21 protein-coding genes and 1 tRNA gene are annotated in these 19,832 nt (G+C 40.8%); 11 read left to right on the top strand and 11 right to left on the bottom strand.

Going from position 1 to position 19,832, the window contains the following annotated elements; genetic code table 11:
• The first annotated feature begins 49 nt into the window (after positions 1-49).
• Entirely contained in the window at positions 50-478 is a 429-nt protein-coding gene (locus KB186_RS09115; RefSeq protein WP_483298190.1) for an alpha-helical endospore appendage domain-containing protein, read from the top strand.
• 752 nt (positions 479-1,230) lie between these two features.
• Here the strand turns inward: KB186_RS09115 and KB186_RS09110 are convergent.
• Positions 1,231-1,306, bottom strand: a tRNA-Ala gene (locus tag KB186_RS09110).
• A gap of 160 nt (positions 1,307-1,466) precedes the next feature.
• On the opposite strand from KB186_RS09110, the gene KB186_RS09105 reads away from it, so the two are divergent.
• The 4 genes from KB186_RS09105 (at position 1,467) to KB186_RS09090 (ending at position 5,201) form a co-directional block, all read left to right on the top strand.
• Positions 1,467-1,820, top strand: coding sequence for a hypothetical protein (locus KB186_RS09105; protein ID WP_232773457.1), 354 nt, complete (start codon positions 1,467-1,469; stop codon positions 1,818-1,820).
• 93 nt (positions 1,821-1,913) lie between these two features.
• Positions 1,914-3,074, top strand: coding sequence for a hypothetical protein (locus tag KB186_RS09100; protein WP_232773456.1), 1,161 nt, complete (start codon positions 1,914-1,916; stop codon positions 3,072-3,074).
• A 92-nt stretch (positions 3,075-3,166) separates the two neighbouring features.
• Positions 3,167-3,883 (top strand): hypothetical protein, encoded by a 717-nt coding sequence (locus KB186_RS09095; protein WP_232773455.1) that lies wholly within the window; start codon positions 3,167-3,169, stop codon positions 3,881-3,883.
• 238 nt (positions 3,884-4,121) lie between these two features.
• A complete protein-coding gene (locus tag KB186_RS09090) occupies positions 4,122-5,201 on the top strand; it encodes a type I restriction endonuclease (RefSeq protein WP_232773454.1) in 1,080 nt (359 codons plus the stop codon).
• A 121-nt stretch (positions 5,202-5,322) separates the two neighbouring features.
• Here the strand turns inward: KB186_RS09090 and KB186_RS09085 are convergent, their stop codons facing one another.
• Positions 5,323-5,478: a helix-turn-helix domain-containing protein gene (locus tag KB186_RS09085; protein ID WP_232773453.1), complete on the bottom strand. Its 156-nt coding sequence runs from the start codon at positions 5,476-5,478 to the stop codon at positions 5,323-5,325.
• A 101-nt stretch (positions 5,479-5,579) separates the two neighbouring features.
• Positions 5,580-6,230, bottom strand: coding sequence for a hypothetical protein (locus KB186_RS09080; RefSeq protein WP_232773452.1), 651 nt, complete (start codon positions 6,228-6,230; stop codon positions 5,580-5,582).
• Between the two features lie 383 nt (positions 6,231-6,613).
• Between KB186_RS09080 and KB186_RS09075 the strand changes: the two genes are divergently transcribed.
• Positions 6,614-8,239 carry a hypothetical protein gene (locus KB186_RS09075; protein WP_232773451.1) on the top strand — a complete coding sequence of 542 codons (1,626 nt, stop codon included), beginning with the start codon at positions 6,614-6,616 and terminating at the stop codon, positions 8,237-8,239.
• A gap of 432 nt (positions 8,240-8,671) precedes the next feature.
• Here KB186_RS09075 and KB186_RS09070 read toward each other — a convergent pair whose 3' ends face one another.
• On the bottom strand, positions 8,672-9,415 hold the full coding sequence (locus KB186_RS09070; RefSeq protein ID WP_232773450.1) for a LytR/AlgR family response regulator transcription factor: 744 nt from the start codon (positions 9,413-9,415) through the stop codon (positions 8,672-8,674).
• Complete coding sequence (locus tag KB186_RS09065) at positions 9,387-11,102, bottom strand: LytS/YhcK type 5TM receptor domain-containing protein (protein WP_232773449.1); 1,716 nt, start codon at positions 11,100-11,102, stop codon at positions 9,387-9,389. Before KB186_RS09065 ends, KB186_RS09070 begins: the two co-directional genes overlap by 29 nt.
• A 270-nt stretch (positions 11,103-11,372) precedes the next feature.
• Between KB186_RS09065 and KB186_RS09060 the strand changes: the two genes are divergently transcribed.
• The 3 genes from KB186_RS09060 to KB186_RS09050 all read left to right on the top strand — a co-directional run bounded on the left by KB186_RS09060 (position 11,373) and on the right by KB186_RS09050 (position 14,324).
• Positions 11,373-12,686, top strand: a complete 1,314-nt coding sequence (locus KB186_RS09060) for an MFS transporter (protein WP_173608846.1) — start codon at positions 11,373-11,375, stop codon at positions 12,684-12,686.
• Between the two features lie 164 nt (positions 12,687-12,850).
• Positions 12,851-13,159 carry a hypothetical protein gene (locus KB186_RS09055; RefSeq protein WP_173608845.1) on the top strand — a complete coding sequence of 103 codons (309 nt, stop codon included), beginning with the start codon at positions 12,851-12,853 and terminating at the stop codon, positions 13,157-13,159.
• Positions 13,160-14,012: 853 nt separating this feature from the next.
• Positions 14,013-14,324, top strand: coding sequence for a hypothetical protein (locus KB186_RS09050; RefSeq protein ID WP_232773448.1), 312 nt, complete (start codon positions 14,013-14,015; stop codon positions 14,322-14,324).
• 7 nt (positions 14,325-14,331) lie between these two features.
• Here the strand turns inward: KB186_RS09050 and KB186_RS09045 are convergent, their stop codons facing one another.
• From KB186_RS09045 to KB186_RS09030, 4 genes are all read right to left on the bottom strand, one after another.
• A complete protein-coding gene (locus KB186_RS09045; protein WP_173608843.1) occupies positions 14,332-14,637 on the bottom strand; it encodes an NIPSNAP family protein in 306 nt (101 codons plus the stop codon).
• Between the two features lie 99 nt (positions 14,638-14,736).
• Positions 14,737-14,976 carry a hypothetical protein gene (locus KB186_RS09040; protein WP_173608842.1) on the bottom strand — a complete coding sequence of 80 codons (240 nt, stop codon included), beginning with the start codon at positions 14,974-14,976 and terminating at the stop codon, positions 14,737-14,739.
• A 679-nt stretch (positions 14,977-15,655) separates the two neighbouring features.
• Complete coding sequence (locus KB186_RS09035; protein WP_007717182.1) at positions 15,656-15,973, bottom strand: hypothetical protein; 318 nt, start codon at positions 15,971-15,973, stop codon at positions 15,656-15,658.
• A gap of 324 nt (positions 15,974-16,297) precedes the next feature.
• Positions 16,298-16,660: a hypothetical protein gene (locus KB186_RS09030; protein ID WP_217366948.1), complete on the bottom strand. Its 363-nt coding sequence runs from the start codon at positions 16,658-16,660 to the stop codon at positions 16,298-16,300.
• 252 nt (positions 16,661-16,912) lie between these two features.
• On the opposite strand from KB186_RS09030, the gene KB186_RS09025 reads away from it, so the two are divergent.
• Positions 16,913-17,050, top strand: a complete 138-nt coding sequence (locus KB186_RS09025) for a hypothetical protein (protein WP_173608840.1) — start codon at positions 16,913-16,915, stop codon at positions 17,048-17,050.
• Between the two features lie 123 nt (positions 17,051-17,173).
• Here the strand turns inward: KB186_RS09025 and KB186_RS09020 are convergent, their stop codons facing one another.
• Together KB186_RS09020 and KB186_RS09015 are read right to left on the bottom strand one after the other, a co-directional pair.
• Positions 17,174-17,704 (bottom strand): ECF transporter S component, encoded by a 531-nt coding sequence (locus KB186_RS09020; RefSeq protein ID WP_173630126.1) that lies wholly within the window; start codon positions 17,702-17,704, stop codon positions 17,174-17,176.
• Between the two features lie 324 nt (positions 17,705-18,028).
• Entirely contained in the window at positions 18,029-18,604 is a 576-nt protein-coding gene (locus KB186_RS09015; protein ID WP_232773447.1) for an NAD(P)H-dependent oxidoreductase, read from the bottom strand.
• Between the two features lie 142 nt (positions 18,605-18,746).
• On the opposite strand from KB186_RS09015, the gene KB186_RS09010 reads away from it, so the two are divergent.
• Complete coding sequence (locus tag KB186_RS09010) at positions 18,747-19,766, top strand: AraC family transcriptional regulator (RefSeq protein ID WP_232773446.1); 1,020 nt, start codon at positions 18,747-18,749, stop codon at positions 19,764-19,766.
• Positions 19,767-19,832 lie beyond the last annotated feature (66 nt).

The following is a 19,832-nucleotide window of genomic DNA, read 5'->3' as shown; positions in this document are numbered from 1 at the left end:
TACCTTATTACTGTCTTCTATTGCAATGGAGGAATTGTGACTCAGTCACATTATTAACGCAAAAGGGGAGAAGCTTCAATTTGGTCTCGGCACGCTGCCTGGGATTTCGGGACCGCCCGCAACCATCAGCGATCTTTTGAACGTAAATGCAAGTGTACAGGATACCATTCGAACATTAAAGCAAAAGGAAATTCTCCTGACAAGCAAGCTGGATAATGTGTTGACTACGCAAAACATTCCAGGACCAACAGGTGCGACAGGACCATCTGGAGGACCGATTGGGCCAACAGGTTCTACGTGGACAACCGGAACGAGGGGAGCAGCGGGTGCAACTGGAGCAACGGGAGCAACTGGAATAGGTGTTACAGGACCGACAGGATCTACCTTATCAACATTTGGCCTATTTAACCGTATACAGACTACTCCGGTCGCGGTTGCCGCGGGTGCAACTGCCCCTTTAACAGTTGCTGGTGCATAAAATACGCCTGGGGCGTTCACTTTAAATGCCAATAACACTGGTACCGTAAATCAAACACGTACTATACCAAGTAGATGCGAGAGTTCAAACTGTTGAAGCAGGCTCATTCCAGATTGCGATTAATGGCGCACCTCCTCCATTTTTTAATGGCGGTTCTTCTAGTCCAAACGGTGTACTCATCATACCAGGCATACACAGCTTAACTGCTGGGAATACCGTATCGATTATTAATGGTGGAGCTGCAGCTACAGACTTGTTGGTATCAGCAAACGGCCTTTCTACTTCTCAAACAGTTCTTCGAATTGTAGGACTTCAATAAATGTAAAGTCTCCCCCTTACAGTAAACATTGGAAAACCCTTAGGGAAGACCGATGTAACTTTAGGGGGGATTTTTAATGACAAAGAAAGGGAAACATTAATGCCATGTGTTTTGAGAACATGAGGTCTTGATAAGTTAGATCGGTCGACTTTTTTCATTAGCGACTGGGATTTATCTGATTTTTTCGCTTGTAGTGTACGATGTACTGATTTCACTTAAGCGGTAATCGCTAGAAGTACCCCATGGGGCATTAGCTCAGCTAGGAGAGCGCTACAGCCAACTTCTCAATAATTGCTCAGTTACTGAGGGAAATAACGGATGTCAATTTTTGATAAAAGCTAACCAAGGTGATACTGCCTTGACTTTTTGATTTAAAAAATCGTAATGGACATAAAAAAACCACCCAGTAGGTGGCTTATGAGTTCGATAATTTTGGTGGAGCCAAGGGGGATCGAACCCCTGACCTCTTGACTGCCAGTCAAGCACTCTCCCAGCTGAGCTATGGCCCCATTAACAATATCATACTAACATATACCTGATTTCTTGTCAATATGAAAGTTCATCTTAAAGAGACTTTGACCCACTCAATTCCACCTCGTACAGTATGGGAACGTCTGGTATGATTAGAAGTGTAGGTTTAATGAAAAGCAGAATCGAAAGTGGAATAAGGTGATCAACATAAACATTTATAGTTCTGATATTTGGCACTCCTATTGCAGTTATTTCTTAGAAGATAATTTAGATTTAGAGTCAATTGCAAAAAAAATTATTCTTTTTAACGCAGCTGAAATCGTGGTAAGTTCAGGTAACACTTGTTACTGGCGAGATGAAAATAAAGATTATCAGGAAACTAATCTGTCTGTTGAAAAGAAAAATGCATTCCGTTCCAAAGTTCAAATTCCATCAGGAATGTCTCCTCTTAACATAGAGTTTATTTACCAGTCTCAATCTATGATTTTCCATGAGCAAAAACTCTACAGTAAATTTGAACAGAAGAATAACTATATTAGAATTTATTTTTGAGGCTGCTATTTCCGTGAAAAAGATAATCTGTTTTCTGTTTATCCTCAGATAAAGTTATATAAAAATGGAATTGCACAAATCACTTTTAGGAAAATGCTTCCTGATTGCCATCTAACGGATGAAGAATTTATTGACGAAGAAGTAAATATGGTTACAAAGTCTTTTGATGAAATTCTGGTTCCTCCGGGAATTATACTTGCTAATGAACTACAGATGCAGAAAAATAAAAGATATAATTTTTTGAATAGAACCTCGCAGCTTAGAATTATTTCTAATGTTATTAAAAATGTGAGAGACTCCATCCAGCTGATCAAAGAGACTGACTTTAATTTTAATGTTATTCCTATGGCAACTGAACAAAACAAAGACGGACTGAATCTGGATGTAATCAGAGATATGTTTTTAGTATACTTGGATTTTTTTGCCAATCTGAATTTATTTAAACCACTTAACAAAAGTAAGCAAGAGAAGTATTCCTTACATACTTATTTTAGAGGGATACCTTCTGTTTATCTCTTGAACTTTAGCAATCAGCCTGATACTAAAAAGAATATTAATGTGGATCATTGTCGTTCATTTAACAAAGTATTGGCCAGGTCAACAGGTGTGAAAAAAGATGAAATTGAAGAAAAAGATTATAGGTTGCATGACGATTATAGTGTCTTCGTTAATGAAACAATAATACTCTGGGCACTCAGTAAACAAGCAATCCTGTCAAATGAAGAATACGAAGATCCAATTAGAGGGCATTTAATTTACGACAAACAAGTTCAATCAGAAATTTTAATGTTATTGTTTGGCTTGAAGCATAGACTATTAACGCTTTCGACTTTTAGCCATTATACAGTGTTGGAAGTTATACAACAAAAAATGACTATCAATCAAATGGAAGGAGAGTTTACTGAGGCTAGTAGCTTTGGGGAGATCAATGAAATGATCAAAGGATATTCGCAGATGTTAGTAAAACTACAAGAGCGCACAGATATGAATCTAACTCTAAAAAAGGATCTAGGTAATGAATTAAACCAGAAGAGAGTCCATGTTTTTTCATGGGTAATTGCTATATTCTTTGGAATGTTTAGTATTACATCATTTTCAAAAGATTTTTTAGTGCCTCTCTGGAATGTGATTGGAAATAATGTTGAGTACAGCCAAGACTTAAAAACAGTCATCGCTTATTCATTGAGTACCTCTATTGTTCTAGTAATATTAATTGTAATTTATTATTTGTTTATCCATAGAGGTAACAAGTAAAAATTTGATACTTGTCAAAAGTACTCGAGACTAAGGAATTCCAAGAGAGTTGAACGGAGTTATATTTCATATAGAAATAGAGGTGTAAATCATTGGAGGATATTTTTAAGGAACCCATGATCGTTCGTCTTTTATTTCCTGTAATTGTCTCGGTAATTATTCTACCCTTAATGAGGAAATTATCTGATTCTTTGCAAGAAGAATCGGAGATAGAAAGGATAGAAAAATCATTAATTTTGAAGAGATATATTAATCATCCTAAAAAAATTGGAGTATTAATGATAATTGCATCAATAGTAATCGGTAGCTTAGGACAGTTATTAATTGGCAATTGGTTTTTACTATTGCTGTTAATTTTATTTATCTGGTTTGCGTATTCATTGGCTCAACGAAGTAGGCTCTTCCATGTGTGGTCAATGTTGCTGCTTTCAGTGTTTATTAGCTACATTTCATTTGCTCTAATTTCAGTAATATTTGTCAGTACCGATGAGTTTTTTTCAAAAATGATCGCTATTTTGGCTTATGCATTGTTTATTTACGTGTTTGGTTGGTCGCTACTTCAGACTGTGAAAAGCATTATTGCTGAGTATTCTGTGACCAAAAAACTGATATTTACTTTTGAAAATGGTGAAGTGCTCACAGTTTTAGTTAAATCACTCACTTTTGATAGGAACTATGTTGTAGAAATTATTAGGAGCGAATCTGAAAATATAATTTTACCAAAAGATTTAAGCTCAGAAATAGAAGATATAGAAGTTGTTATTAATAGATCTAAAATCCAAAAAATAATTAGTGTGGGAAGCGACTAGGTATAAACAATTCAATAGATTGCCGTTTCGAGTACAATTTAGTAAGCATTGGGAATGACTAGTTGAATTATACGAGTAAAGGATACACCCTCGATCAAAGGGCTGTATCCTTTTGCTTTTTAATACTAATGATATTGTGTATTGAGAAGTTATTATATCCATAGTTTAGAATAAATTGACAATAGGACTATAGTATGTAAGAATTTTGTCATATGACCTAAAGATGGGAGTAGAATCTATGGATAATTTTGACGAAAAGATCAAATCGTTGTCGGTTAGAATCTCAAAAGTCAAAGATAATGTCGCCACAGAAGAGGCTACTAAAACCTCTATAATCATGCCCTTTATTCAAGCACTAGGCTATGACATTTTCAATCCAGAAGAATTTGTACCTGAATTTACCGCAGATGTTGGTATCAAAAAAGGTGAAAAGGTAGATTATGCTATCATGAAAGATGGTGCGCCAGTGATCCTAATTGAAGCCAAGTCTGTAAACGAAAAATTAGAAAAGCATGACTCCCAACTATTCCGCTATTTCGGTGTGACAAAAGCGAAATTTGCTATCTTAACAAATGGAATTACTTACAGGTTCTACTCTGATTTAGACGAGCAAAATAAAATGGACAGTGTTCCTTTCTTTGAGCTAAACATCTTGGAATTCAAAGATCATCAAATATCGGAACTGTCAAAATTCCGTAGAGAAAACTTTGATATTGATAATATACTTAACGCTGCATCTGAGCTAAAGTACACAAAGGAAATAGTTCAATTTTTTCAAGCACAATGGGAAAATCCGTCTGACGAACTTATATCATTGATACTCTCAGAAATTTATCCTAGTAAAAAGACGAAGCAAGTAATTGATAAATTCAAGCCATTAATAAAAAGATCAATGAAACAATTTATAAATGATGCAATCAATGATAAGTTAAAAGCTGCACTGGCAAACACTAAAGAAGAGGAGTCGAAAACTCCGGCAATCTTTGAGGGTCAGCAGGAAGTAGCTGCATGCGAAGAAAAAGTGGAGCAGAAGCCAGTTACAACCGAAGAAGAAATAGAAGGATATGTTACTGTCAAATTTCTATTGAAAGATACGGTTGATTCTAGTCGAGTATACTACAGAGATAATCTGAGTTACTTTAATGTATTGCTTGATGACAATATTAGGAAGTGGATTTGCAGATTACATCTAAACGGATCAAATAAGTTCATTCAATTTAATGATGAGCAGAAAACTATGGTCCCTATAACAAGTGTAATGGATATTAGCGAACATAAGGAAAAGCTGATTGAGGTTACTAATAAGTTTGTAGCATAAGTTGCGGCATTAGTGATAGGATGCACCCCTTTATTAAGGGGTGTATCCTATCTTTGTTTTGTATATGTTAGCAGTTATGCTTTGTGAAAATACAGTAATTCAACTATCTCTTCAAACTCCATTAACTTATAGGGATGTTTATTTCCGTTCTATTGTTCCTACACATATCAGATATGGTTGGTTGCCTGATACTAATCAATTTTGATAGCTTGCTTTGAGTTATCCCTTTTTCTTTTAATACTTCATCAAGCTTAAGTCTAAACTTTACTCTTTTCATGATGGCTGAATGACCTTGAAGATCCGAACTAGTCATTGAACAAAATTAAAAAGTCTAGCTTCTGTAATCAGGAGCTAGACAAGGTTTGGTTTAAAGGAGCGTTAGTGTGACATCCTGCTTACCTTATAACGTCGCTTACTTCTCTTTGATGATGCAAGTTTGAACTCAAGAATGCTAATAGCGGTCAGGCTACTTATAAAGGCAGGAAGTGCAAGAAGGTGAAGTAATTCATTTCCCATTGTGAATATGTTAGGGTAAATAACTTTTATTTCAAACATCACTAGCATAAGTGCATTAACAATAAAAATAGCGGCCTTGGTATCCTTTAAATATTGAATATTGCTCCAGCTCAACTTTAATGGGAATAAATACATTAGTCCAACTAAAAGAAAAATACTAACGACAGTTGGTACGCTCCAATTAAAATTAGGGAAAAAATGAATCAGCAATTGAAATAACCCTCCACTAATCGCCAAGCCCATATAAATCGTAAATCCAGAATAGTAAATTATCAGACATATAAATTTTATGAATCTTGCTCTTGGAGTCTTGGGTGATACTCGTCTGAGTAAATCAATTGAGGCGAAAGTAGTTACGCCGAGCATTAATAATGCGAAAAGCGGGCCAGCAGCTATTTTACCCAATATAGCATGAATAATTGAATAGATCAAAAAAAATGCACAAATAATTAGCACACTTAAACTAAAGACTAACGCCCAATATTCATGTGATCTTTTACTTTCACTCCCCATAGAATCCCTTCCTTTCAATCTGATAGAATAATTTTACAAAAGGGAACAAAGGGATACAATGTGGTTTGTGCTCGAGCTTTATGCTTTTTTGTGTTCTTACAAAAGAGAAAACCAATCAAATAGAAGAAATAAACGGTAGTTATAAAAAATGCATCCGGTCACTTGAACTTTTCTTTTGTGATTAGATGTAGGATTTCTTTTATGAAAATACAATTCGAACATTGAATCATTCATGAATCAAACTACAAGGAATGATCACGCCAACAAGTGTTCGTTTGTTTGCTATTCTTATTAATCAAATTAGCTTTTGAACAATGATATTTATTATAAGTAACAAAAAAGTTAAAATAGGAATAAATACAGAAAATTGGTAAGGTGATTTTATGGACAAAGATTTTGCAGCTATTGATTCACTTATAAAAACTTCATTAACATATTCAGAATTATTCGGAACTAAGACCGAGAGTGAGGAAATCATTAAGGAGATAAGAAGCTATGACCTTGATGAAGCGCTAAGCATTTTGTCGCAATTTACAGTTTTAAATAAGGAGTCAATTCAATCATTAAAGCAAGTATTATATCCACATGTTATTGATAAAAGTTTTGTTGATCGCATTGAACCATTCGACACACAAAGTTTAATGTACGCAATGAAATGGTTTATAGCCTATGGTACACGAAATCCAGTGCATTCTCTTGATAATGGTTTCGATGTGACATTTAATATGCTACTAACTGTTTTGAAAATAGCGGATCATATGTTCTCTGACATTGACGACCTTGAAGAAATTGAGGATATGGTCATTAAAGGCTCATTATTCGTTCGAAATACTGACCTAGATCGCTCTTTACTGAGACAATATATAATGTTTGAGGAATTAGCCAGGGATAGTGAGTTGTTTGAACAAAATGACTTCATTGACATTCATAGGGTATTTGAAGATAAGTATGGGTATACAATCCAAGAATATGTCTCGACTGTGTTTTCTTTGAATTTACATTGTGTAAAAGGCAGGTCATTAAAAGAAGTGCTATCAGATAAAGACTGGGGCATTGATACAGATCAATTCTTTGAGAAAGTATCTATCAAAGACAAGGCAATGGAGATATACAAGGATCTTTGTATTGAACCTTTAGAGTTAAGAGAGTGGGCAATGGATTCTTTAAAAAATCCATTTGATTATGAGCTACTTTTAACCAAACCTATTTTCATCAATGATCGTCAGGGAAAAACTTATCCATGCTCTGCTGGTAACATGAATGCGAATATCTTTGACGGTTTGTTCTTTAAAATAAGAAATTGCTTCCCAAAACATGATACATCCTTTTTTGCATTTTTTGGGCGTCTATTTGAAAACTATATTGCTGACACTTTAAAAAAAGCAGTAAGTGAAGCCAGAATCAAAGAATACAAGTTCATTGAAGAGTTCAGCTATGGAAAAATGAATAAGAAATCATCTGATGCTCATATTAGAATTGGTCAATCATTGTTAATTGTTGAAGGTAAGAGTGGAAGGATTAGAAAAGAAACGAAAATTGAGGCAAATGAAAGAACAACTGTTGGAGATTTTCGCAAGTATGTTGTCGAGCCTATTGAGCAAGCGAACGAAGCTTATTCTGCAATATTGCAAAGTGAACCTGATAGGTTTCGTGGAGTTAAGAAAGTATATATCTTATCAGTGTCATCGCACACTTTTCCTAAAGTACCGAAGTATAATGATTTAATTTCTGATAAGCATTGGTTGAATTCTTTACACTATACAGTTAAAAAAGTTGATTATCTAGGATTGATTGATTTGGAGGTAATCGCCTTGGCTATAAAAGAGCTGGACACGACTATTTTTCGTTTCATTGACAATAAAAAGACAAAAGCCGATTATATACCATACTCCAATTATTATTTTAATAAGTATGGTAAGATTAAAAGATTAGAGAGCCACGATAAAAAACTCAAGGAAATATTTAGGAATATTAACGTAACACTTGGATTTAAAAATAGTGACCAGTAACTGCCGATAAAAGCATGTGGTGTTTCTTGAGTACAAATAACATCAAGCCTCCATCTACATAATCTAATAGGAGGCTTGATGTTAATGATATGGACGGCATCAACAAATTACCCCTTACGTGCGGGTACGGGTATATCTGTAGCTACAGTTTGAGGAGATTCATATGTTGAGAAATCAGATGCAGGGGGAGAGGGCTACACTGTCAGTATAGAGATCAGCGGTTTAATCCCACTATGCCCCACTATACAGGAGATGTCGTTTTTTCTTTTTGTATCTTTTAGTATAAGGAATCCCCCAGTTCGACGGAGGTTTCAGAAAGCTTATGGTATTGAGTATCCATCCTTGGAACTCGAATATACCCCGCTTCGCTGAAAAACGAAGCGAAGAGATACTCTCTCCCCGCCCCGTTCATCATTGTTCTTCCCCCAAAACTCACAAATTCATCAACCCCCGAAACGCTTTCATCCTCCCCCTACTAACAGGAATATCCGTCTGACTGTCATCATTCATCTTAATCAAATACGTATGATTAAACCACGGAATAATCTCTTTAATATACTTCACATTCAAAATATAATTCCGATGACTTCGAAAGAAAGAACGGGACCGATTCAAAATTTCCTCCAGCTCATTTAAAGACAAATCACACTTGTCGATACTCTCTTTTGTCGCCACATATAAATCTTTCTCCCGCACAAACGCAAAGTAAATCTGCCCTACAGGGATCGGGATGATCTTGTTGCTCTTCCGGATGCAGACATGCTCTTCCATCAGGGGAACTGTCGCGGTGCGGTCATTCATAGCCGCTCGTTTCCTCAGTGTCCTCACTTTTTGGATCACATCGTCCAATTTCGATTCCATGATCGGTTTGGTCAAATAGCCCACTGCCAGCGTGGAAAAAGCCTCCAGAGCATGTTCATGATAGGCAGTCGAAAAAACGATCAAGGGGGGATTGGACATCTGATTCAATGTTTTGGCAAATTCAAGACCATTCATTCCGGGCATCTGAATATCGAGCATGAGCAAATCAGGCTCGGAATTGATGATATGAGGCAATGCTTCCAAGGGATTGGTATAAATTGCGTCCACCTGGATATCGATATATTTTTTCAGCAAATATTCCAATTCGGAACAAATGGCTGGCTCGTCATCGATGATGATCGTTTTCAGAAGCATCTGGATGCACTTCCTTTTCAAATGCGGTTAACGGAGCGACAAAGGATACGACTGTTCCCAAACCGGGCTGGCTTTGAATCGTGAGGCCATATTTTTTGCCATAAATGGATTGCAGCCGTGAATGGACATTGACAAGGCCGATGCCTTTCGATTGGCTGTTCCAGATTTCGGCCAAACGCTCTTCACTGATTCCAACTCCATTGTCTTCAATGCTGATTTTCACTTCTTGGCCAAACGGTTCCACTCGAATCGTGAGCAGACAATCGCTAACTTTTGGGGAAAGTCCATGGTGAATGGCATTTTCCACGATTGGCTGCAAAGTCAGGACAGGCAATTTGCACTCCAATAGAGATTCGTCGATCTCCATGTTCACCTTTAAACGGTTGCTAAATCTGACCTTCTCGATTTCCAAATACGACTTGATTCCGTCCAGCTCTTCCTGCAAGCTGTGATGATTTCCCTTGCTTTTCAAATTGCGCCTGAAGATGTCACTTAAATGACCGATCAAGTTTCTCGCCTGATCAGGGTCTGTACGACAATAAGACATAATCGTCCCCAAGGTGTTGAACAGAAAATGCGGGTTGATTTGTGCTTGCAGGGCGCTTACTTCAGCCTGCTTCCGCATTTTCGCTTGATGCTCAATCTCCGCGAGCTCAATTTGGACCGACAGCAGCTTGGCCAGGCCGTCCACCAACTTCTCGTTAGTCTGGGACGTCTTGGAGGAAGAGGTTTTATAGTAGAATTGCAACGTCCCGATTTTCTGGTTTTGATGATACAACGACGCGGCGCTGATCGATTTTAGGCGAGGCGGACGCGGAAGAGCAAATTCTTTGTCGCACCATTCCCCTGTAGGGTGGGTCAAAACAGCTTCCGCTACCTGTGCGCACAGCGTCTCTTTTTGCACATGATTCTCCAGTTCATGGCCTTTTGCACTGAGCAGCTTTTCACAGTCGGTAATGGCGACTGCATCCACTCTGGCCATCTCACGGATCAGCTCAGCGGTTTTTTTCGCAGAATATTCATTAAGCCCCGTCCGTAGATGAGGCAACGTCTGACTTGCAATCGACAAGGCAAGGTTTGCCCCCAATGCGCCGGACTGGTCTTGCATCATTTTGAGATTTTGGAAAACGCGCGTGAAAAGCAACAGCCCTGCAATGGTCATAATCGTGGTCGGGATCGCGATTTTTACTTCCAGTTCGAGTGCCGCTGAAAAAGGCTTGGCCATGAGAAGCACCATAACTTTTTGAATGAGCTCGGCTGTAACGCCAATCAGTACGATATGCTGCCATTTCAGACGCAGCATATTCATTTTCGTGCTGACGATCCCGGCCAAATAGCCGTTCATTACGGTCGAGATGGCACAGGCGAATGCGGTAAATCCACCGATCGAATAACGATGAATACCTCCGATAAGGCCGGCCAAAAAACCGACGACTGGCCCTCCGATCAACCCGCCCGCGACGGCACCCACAATGCGCGTATTGGCGAGTGCGTCATTGACCCGTAGTCCATTCTCCGTTCCGATTACCGACAGGAACCCGAACAGGGTGGAGAGGATCACGATCCGCATCCAGTTGTTTTTCCCGTACATGATGTTCCGAAAGTAATCGAGTTGGCCGATGATAAGGGCGATGACTGCAATTACAGAGATGTTTTCAAGCAGTCCCAGAAGCATAGTGATTGTCATAACAGCCGCCTCCCTATGGAAAAGGGTAGCCCGAACTGGTCGAAAAATCAATGTAACTCAACTGGGTTTTTCGGCAGCTCGGATGCCGTTTTTGCACATCTGGAAGTATTCAATAGATTCTAGCAAAACAAACAACTTAAAATAAAAACAGTTCTTCGAGAATCCATCCGGGTGAATATGTAAACCCTTTCAAAGCATGGTTTCATTTGTAAGCGGTTAAACGATGCCAATTTCGAATGGATTCGGGTCAAACATAAGGAGGGGGCAGCAATGAAGCCAACGAGTGATCGTGAAAATACGCGGCGAATCACAAGCAACATCTTTAAAGGTTCACTGGGGAACCTGATTGAATGGTATGACTGGTATGTCTATGCAGCTTTTGCGGTGTACTTCTCGTCTCAGTTTTTTCCAAAAGGAGACGCTACCAGCCAGTTATTGAATACTGCCGCTGTTTTTGCTATTGGATTTTTAATGAGGCCGATTGGGAGCTTGCTCCTGGGCCGATACGCTGACCGTCACGGACGCCGTGCTGCGTTGACGCTGTCTGTTACCATCATGGCAGGTGGTTCTCTGGTGATTGCCGTAACACCAAACTATGAAACCATCGGCGTGTTTGCGCCTATTATTCTCGTTCTTGCCCGCCTGCTCCAAGGTCTTTCGCTTGGCGGGGAATACGGAACATCTGCCACGTACTTGTCCGAGATGGCTTCGAGTGGTCGCCGAGGGTTCTATTCTAGCTTCCAGTACGTCACGCTGATCAGTGGACAATTGCTGGCGCTGGGTGTGCAAATTATCTTGCAGCAAATACTCCCGGAAGAAGCGATGATGGCATGGGGCTGGCGAATTCCGTTCATCATCGGAGCGTTTGGCGCAGTAGCCGTGTTGTGGTTGCGCCGCAGTATGGACGAATCAGAGCAGTATACCAAAATGGAGTCGAAAAACAAGGAAAAGGCGGGTACGCTTCGAGAGCTGATGAAGCATCCGAAGGCGGTGCTGGCAGTCGTTGGTCTTACGCTCGGGGGAACCATTGCCTTTAACACCTACACGACCTATTTGCAAAAATTCATGGTGATTACGGTAGGACTGCCGAAAGATATCGTTAGCTGGATTAACTTTACCGCATTGCTCGTATTTGTCGTCTTGCAGCCGCTTGCTGGTATGCTGTCCGACCGAATTGGACGGCGCCCGCTGTTGATTGGTTTCGGTATTCTTGGAACATTGTGGACCGTACCGATGTTTATGCTCCTGGAACAAACCACTAGCCCATATGTCGCTTTCTTGCTGATGCTGTCTGGTCTTATCATTGTTACTGGTTATACGTCCATCAATGCGATCGTGAAAGCCGAGATGTTTCCAACCGCTATTCGCGCTCTGGGTGTAGGCTTTCCATACGGGGTGACTGTTGCGATCTTTGGGGGAACAGCGGAGTTCATCGCGCTATGGTTCAAAAGCATCGGGAACGAATCTCTCTTCTATTACTATGTAGCGGCTTGTATTGCCATAAGCCTCCTCGTTTACTGGCGTATGGACGAGTCTTCGAAAAACTCCAAGATCGAAGCAGAGTTGAACGCTGCAAAGGACTAGATGGAAGAATAGAGGAGCATGGAAGAATAGAGGAGCAACGAAAAACGGCAGAGATGCCGTTTTTTGCATTACCGAACTGTAAAAGATTGCATTTCAAAACTCCAGGACATTGCGGATATGTCTGGCATCAGCATCGGGCTTTTGTATCGGCAATTCACAGCGACATGACGACAGGCGAAGAGTTTGCGAATTTGCTGATATTGATGGCTCAATCGTTTCTAGCGGGGGGAGGAACAAGCGAAAAACAAACCGAGGTAGCTCGCCTTAGCGACAAGTTGTTTCACGCCAGAGCCCAGCTTGTCAAAAAAGGTCAGGCGCTCGGCGAATTCCGATCAGGGGACCCAGATGAAATGGTCGTATTTTTCTATTCAACACTACACGGGTTAGCTATGATGAAAATGATGCGAAAAAACCACTTCACGATGCCTTCATCCTCTATCCTCACTTCTTTTCTATACAAGGAAGGAGAATAACCGTACATGTTTACAGTGATCAGGGCGGATCAAGTAGAATTCGATGCAAGAGAGCAAATGTCTCAGATTTTTGCGGAGGGATTCACGCAGTGGCAATGATGATTCTCCGTCATATGATGGAAAATACCCCGTATGAACAATTTCTCATCGAAGAAGTAGCAGATACGAATATTCCCGCTATGAAGCTATACCAGAAATTAAGGTTCCAAGTATACAGCCGGAAGCCCGTCCCTTTAAAGAGAGCTCAAAAAATTGGAATCAATCATTTTATATCGTTGAAATACGAAAAATCGCTCAAGGGATAGATGATCCTCTGAGCGATTTTTCGTATTTCCGCGCCGATCTCGTACGAACGCAAAAAAGAAAGCCACTCTTACGCGGACAGAAGGTTTTCCCTTCTCTTTTAGAGCCTCCTAAACGGCCTGCAGGGGCTTTCCAGTCACGGGAATCACTGCGCTTGTTACGGGATGACCCGAAACAGATGGGAATGCTGGATCCCATGAGAAGTTCAAGGACAACGGGAAGTTAGGGGAGGAATATACAATGCAGGCACTTCAAAACGTTTTTAACTATCAAGATAAACAGATTCGAGTAGTGGTAAAGGATGGCGAGGGGTGGAAAAACATCTGACAGAACCGGATGGAAGCATAACATCGACGTATTAAAAGCACCCAACAACAGGAAGCCTGATCAATGGAGTAAAGTACCTGATCGGATATTGACGGTAACGAGATAGATTGAAAAGGGTGCAAATAGAACAACAGCCAACTCTGCAATTGATTGAACGATATAAAAATCCAAGCGTTTTGATTTATGCGGATCCACCGTATTTGTATCAACAAGGAGCAAACGTATGTACAGGAATGAGATGACGGATGCGGACCATATTGAATTGCTCGACGCATTAGACGAAAATCAGGGACCCGTGATACTAAGTGGTTACGATAATGATTTATACAACATTCGCCTAAAGCATTGGCGTAGGGAAGAAAAGAAAGTTTTGGCGGAAATGGGGCGAATCAGAACAGAAGTTATCTGGATCAATCCAGTAGCAGTGATCAAGTGGGGCTGCAGACCATCTTCTCGCTGCCCGGCATATAGCGGATGGATACTAAATGCTCATTATATAAAAAAGCCCATCCTATCTAAGGATGGACAAGGTTGAAGGAAAATTATTCAAACACCGGACGCAAGAAACTTCGCTCGTAACTGATGATGCACTTTGTTTGCTCTGCTAGTGAGAAGGCAAGTTGGCAATCTTCATCGACCAGTATTCTCTTTCGATAATCCTCATATTCTGCCAAACTAGGAAAACTAAATAAGGCATAAGCAATATTATTAGCACCTTCATGAGGAAGGAAATAGCCATGATGATGTCCGCCAAACTTGTTGACAAGAGGTATCCACATCTTTGCATATTCTTCAAAAACACTTACCTGATATGGATCAATAACATATTTCAAGTAACAAGTGACCATTTTTCCACTCCCTAATGGTTTTTCCTAAATCTTACTGTACATCAGTATTAGAAACAAGAAGGGATATGGTTTTACAAGCTGTGTATTTAAAAAGGACTTTTAATAAAAGTCTCGTGGATTTGAATCACATTCTATTTTTAAAGGCTTAAACCAATTTTTCAGGAATGTTCGTATATCTGAGACTGTGATAGCAACATCGCCTTTTTGAATATCGATGTATAGGCTATAGCCTCCATCAGATTTAGACTCAATTGGAATCAAGTCAATGAATTCGTTATAATCTTTTACTGCTTCGGTGGCTCTATCCATTTGTGGTTTTGTTACATCACTTACAATCATCAAAAACTGTCTCTTCAACAATACACCCCATTGTTTTTATTTTCATTATATCACAGTAATGAAAACCGGGTGGGAAACGACAAGTTGGCAACTTAGTGGGCTGCTGGTTGGCGACCTACCCGAAAGGAAATCAAAGACATTTTGTTAGCTGTAGAAAGTACGATGATGGCTAATGAAAGGGAGATCAAATTGCCGAAGTAATACGCAGTTCAAAACAAGGAGACTAAGTCGTTTCTGAAACATAACGGGAACTACAATCCGTGCGCCTATCCGTATGATGATGTGGAGAGTATCGAGGAAGCTACTCATTGGAGCGACTTCAGGCACGTTTCGTATGTATCTAGGTGTTACGCCGACAGCTTTTACAAGTGGCAGATTGTAGATGTGGACACAAGGGAAGTGTTGGAGCCGATGCGTGACAAGTGGTGGAGAAGATCAAAGAACAAACGCACTTCTTTGTCCTTAGTTACGCCGAGGACAATGAAAAGCACCTTGACAAGTAGACTTTGATGATGTGTCTGTCCAGAAGATCGGCACTGCGATGACGGTACAAGAAGCGATCTGTAACGCAGCACTGAAAGTGGTCACTTTAACAAAACGGTAATTGTAGAAAGTAGGAAATTCCCCAACCTGGTGAGAAAAATACCCCGGGATTAACCCGGGGGCCGTTGATGGTGGATTAGTTGATTTTCAACTGTTCCCAGGTAAACGAAACCGGATAAGAACCGTTTTCAAAGACTCCTACCTTTTGCCACATGTAGAACACCACTGTTTTATTTTGGTTATCGATCCCAATGTCGATTGTATACCTATAACCAGGAACTTCCCAGCGTTTGACTTCCTGATTGTTGGAATCAAATGCGACGACAACCAAAACAAGGTCATTCGATGAAGGGGTATACGACCAATACGTATACTCACCATACTTAACGATGACGTTTGCTTGGCTAATCGCAAGTCCAGCTGGTTGCAAAATTTGAGCAGGTCTGGCAATCAATTCATAGCTATTCCCGACTTATTCCCTACTAAATGTGAGGGTCTTCGTTCGAGCCTACACCGTGCAGGCGACTTTCATCGCACACGGCGTTCCATCAACGGATAAGAAAGAATGTTTTACAACGGGCAAATATAACGCTACGTCAATCAATCTAAATTGTCCGCTAACTAAAGTTATAACTTTCTGTGATTGTGTTATTAAAGAGCTGAGGTTAACAAAACACACGATTTGATAAATAGAGGGGCAGTTGCAGCGGGGGGGCGAGTCTTCAGTCTCGACGAAAAAATATCCCCCGGGTCCATCCCGAGGGCTGTTGATGGATAATTAATTGTTAGAAATATCCAATACCATTTCTTGCGTGTGTTTTGAATCAACAGAAATGAAAAATTTATACGTTCCTGCAGAAGGCATTGTGTAAGATCCTAAGTCAAAAATGATTAACTGTCCTTTATCAAGAGTAACATTAGGAATCGTAATTACGGAGCCATTAATTTTATCAGCACCAATTTCATTGCGACTAGAAGCAATGTAATACAAATCGGTTGCATCTGGAGTGAAAACATCATTCAAATCAAAAGTTAGAGTAGCGTTTCTTAATGGCTGGGTGGCGATAAATTTTGGCATAAGGTATTGGGAGGAGCCTGCAACGAAATGGTAGGGATATTGACCATTTAGATTGTCTTGCAAAATGAATATTGGATCAGTATAGCTATTCTCGACTTATTCCCTTCTCTTCGTGAGGGTTTTCGTTCGAGCCTACACCGTGCGGGCGACTTTCATCGCACACGGCGTTCCATCAACCGATAAGAAGGATTTTTACAACGGGCAAAATAAGCGTACTACAAATATGTCAATATTTACAGATTTTGATTTCAACATGATGGATCCAGGTGATGAGGGATTAACAAAATAATTGGTTTGTAAAGGAGAGGTTCGTGCATGACAGAAATCGTTTTAGAACTCGATGAAAACCAGCGCTTTTTGATTGAAGACCCTGACAGTGTCTCGGTGATTATGGTCGATCAGGTGACGATCCTTCCAGTAGCAAACCATATAATGTCGTACTGGACTTGCTAGAATTGTACTGGGATGATCCAGTTGCTCTCGTCGAGGTTATGTTGGGTATTGAACCAAGACGATTCCCGATCTTTTTATATTTGTAAAAAAGGAAGGATGGAGCTCTGCCCCATCCTTCCTTTTTTAACCTTGCCCCACAATCTTCTTCAAGCGTCCTACCAGCGGAATGACAATAACCGCTGCTACAACCACCTGCAAAACGTTACCCGGAATGGAGCCAAACGGCTGAATCCAGTTCCCGTAAAGAATAACCTCAACAAAGTAGTAGCCCACGATCTTAATCACCAATGCAGCGACAACTGCGAGTGCGTACACAAATACCCGATTGCCAGGTACCTTCTCGGCGATAAGGCCAGCAACATAGCCCATTGCACCTACGATTACGAACGTAAACGGCGCCCATGCTGTCCAACCGGAGATAAGGTCAAAGAGGCCCATACCAAAAGCTCCAGCAATCGCTCCTGTTTTTCTGCCATACACAAAAGCTGCGATTAAAAGAGGCACGTTACCGAGATGAATGAGGCCACCGTTCCCCATGATCGGGAGTCGTAAATTGATAAACATGGTGGCTGCGAGAGTAAAAGCGATAAAAAGGGCGTTGATAACCAAGGTTTTCGTCTTTGATGCTTTTCTTGCTGAAAAAGTAGAATCCATATGATAGCCTCTTTCTTATTATTTTTACTATTATCATACTCACAATCAGCTACATAATAAATACACTTTGCACGATTTATTTGCCTAGGTAAATCATTCCAACGAAAGAGACACGCTGAAGAAAGCCTAGGAAGCAAGTGCAGGACAGTAACAGATTTGGATAAACTAGCTGATCCGCTGCTAAAAGGCGGTCCCGCTTATAGCCGCGTCAACTTTTGGAAAGTGTGCAAAAGCATCTCAATCAGTAATGGAATAGGAAAAACTCAAGCTGAAATTGGCTTGAGTTTTGTTTGTCGTGCTGGGTTCGGCTTTTTTACCGTACGCTTAGGCAAGTCTCTCCCCAAGCTGCTTCACTTTCTCCAGCCACTTCTTGCGCTTTTCCTCCGCCGAGGCATTCACCCCACTAATCTCCGTAACCTTCACAGGCTTAATCCCGCAAAACTTCAAAATGTTGCGTTTCATCACGAGGTGTCCGGCTTGCCAGTAGATCAATCGGTTGTACCAAGATGGGGTATCCATGGTCACAATCAGATGCGCGGTTTTGCCCGTCAACAGCTTATCCCATAGTGGAGAGCCTTCCCGATATTTATAGGCAAATCCGGGTAATAAGACACGATCGAAAAATCCCTTCAAGATAGCGGGCATCGTGCCCCACCAGGTCGGATAGACAATGACCAGATGATCCGCCCAACGGATGAGATCCTGCGCTTCTTTTAGGTCATCCTCCAGCTCCGTTCTTTTCCGATATCCGTACTTCAAATTTGGGTCGAAAGCGATTTGGCTCAAATCAATGGTGCGAATCTGCGCGTCTTTGCCTTCGGCTCCTTTCATATAGGCATGCGCCAACGCAGAGCAATAGCTCTCGGGATCTGGATGTCCGATGATAACGAGTATGTTCATTTTCATATCCCCCTGTAGTGTTGATTCCATAAGCGACAGATCGTGGTAAACTGAATTGTATTCAGCATATCGTGTGGAAGGAAACAGAGGAATGATCGAGAGCGCATAAATGTTGTGGATTTACGCAAAGGAGGTTCCGTACTTGGAAAATGCGCATGGGTTTGCGATTTCGATGGTGTATCCGATTATGAAAACAATTACTCACAAGAAGCTTGATTTTGAACGCTTTTGTGAGCATATTTCTTTCGATAGCAGCTTGCTAAAAGATGTAGAGGCGCGCATTGATGAAGCGGAGCTCGAGCGTTTGATGAAGGAAGCGGCCATTTACACGCAAGATGACCATCTCGGACTGCATCAAGGGCAGTTAACTGATATTGCCGATCTGGGCATTCTTGGCTATGTCATGATGCATTCGGAAAAAATCGTCGATGCATTGAAGGCTTATCAGCGATATCATGTGATCCTTTGCAGCGGGTACGAGCTGGATTGGGAAGAGCGGGGGAACCATGTTTTCCTGCGGTTTCATAGACAAAGCCCTGGGAGCGTTTCTCGACATTGCATGGAGGACATGGTCAGCTCCTTGTACCATTTGATCGTCCGTATGAGCCATCGGTCTATTCCGTTACAGGCGATACAATTCACACATGACGCTACGACGGATATCGAACCTTATGTGAATGTGTTCGGGATGAAGCCTTACTTTGGTGAAGAAGAAAATGGGCTCTTGGTAGGCAAAGAAGTTTTGCAATACCCGATTCTGTATTCAGATGTCCGGCTGCGCAAAGCTTTTGAACCAATCGCGGAAGCAAGTAGAGAGAGGCTGATCAGGGGGCGGGAATTTTCGGACCGTGTGTTTCAATGGATGATGGGATGTATGCCTGCGGCTTTCCCGACCTTACAGCAGACTGCCGCTGCTTTTCATATGAGCACGAGATCCCTGCAAGTGAAACTAAAGGCAGAGGACACTTCCTATCATGAATTGTCCACGAATGTCCGCAAAGAAATGGCAATGGGGTATTTACAGCAAGGGGAGCATTCCATCGGAGAGATTGCCTACCTGCTGCATTTTTCAGATCCAAGCGCCTTTCAAAATGCTTTCAAGAAATGGACGGGTATGACACCGGGACAATATCGGATCAGTCGCCAAGCACTTGCCATGTAACGTCATGATGGAACACGCTGCGTAAGCGTGTTTTTTTGTTGTGGACCCTCTTTGTTTGACAAATTG

This window comes from Brevibacillus sp. AF8 (genome assembly GCF_021270385.1).
Taxonomy (GTDB): Bacteria; Bacillota; Bacilli; order Brevibacillales; family Brevibacillaceae; genus Brevibacillus.
This window is presented reverse-complemented; position numbering and strand designations above follow the sequence as displayed.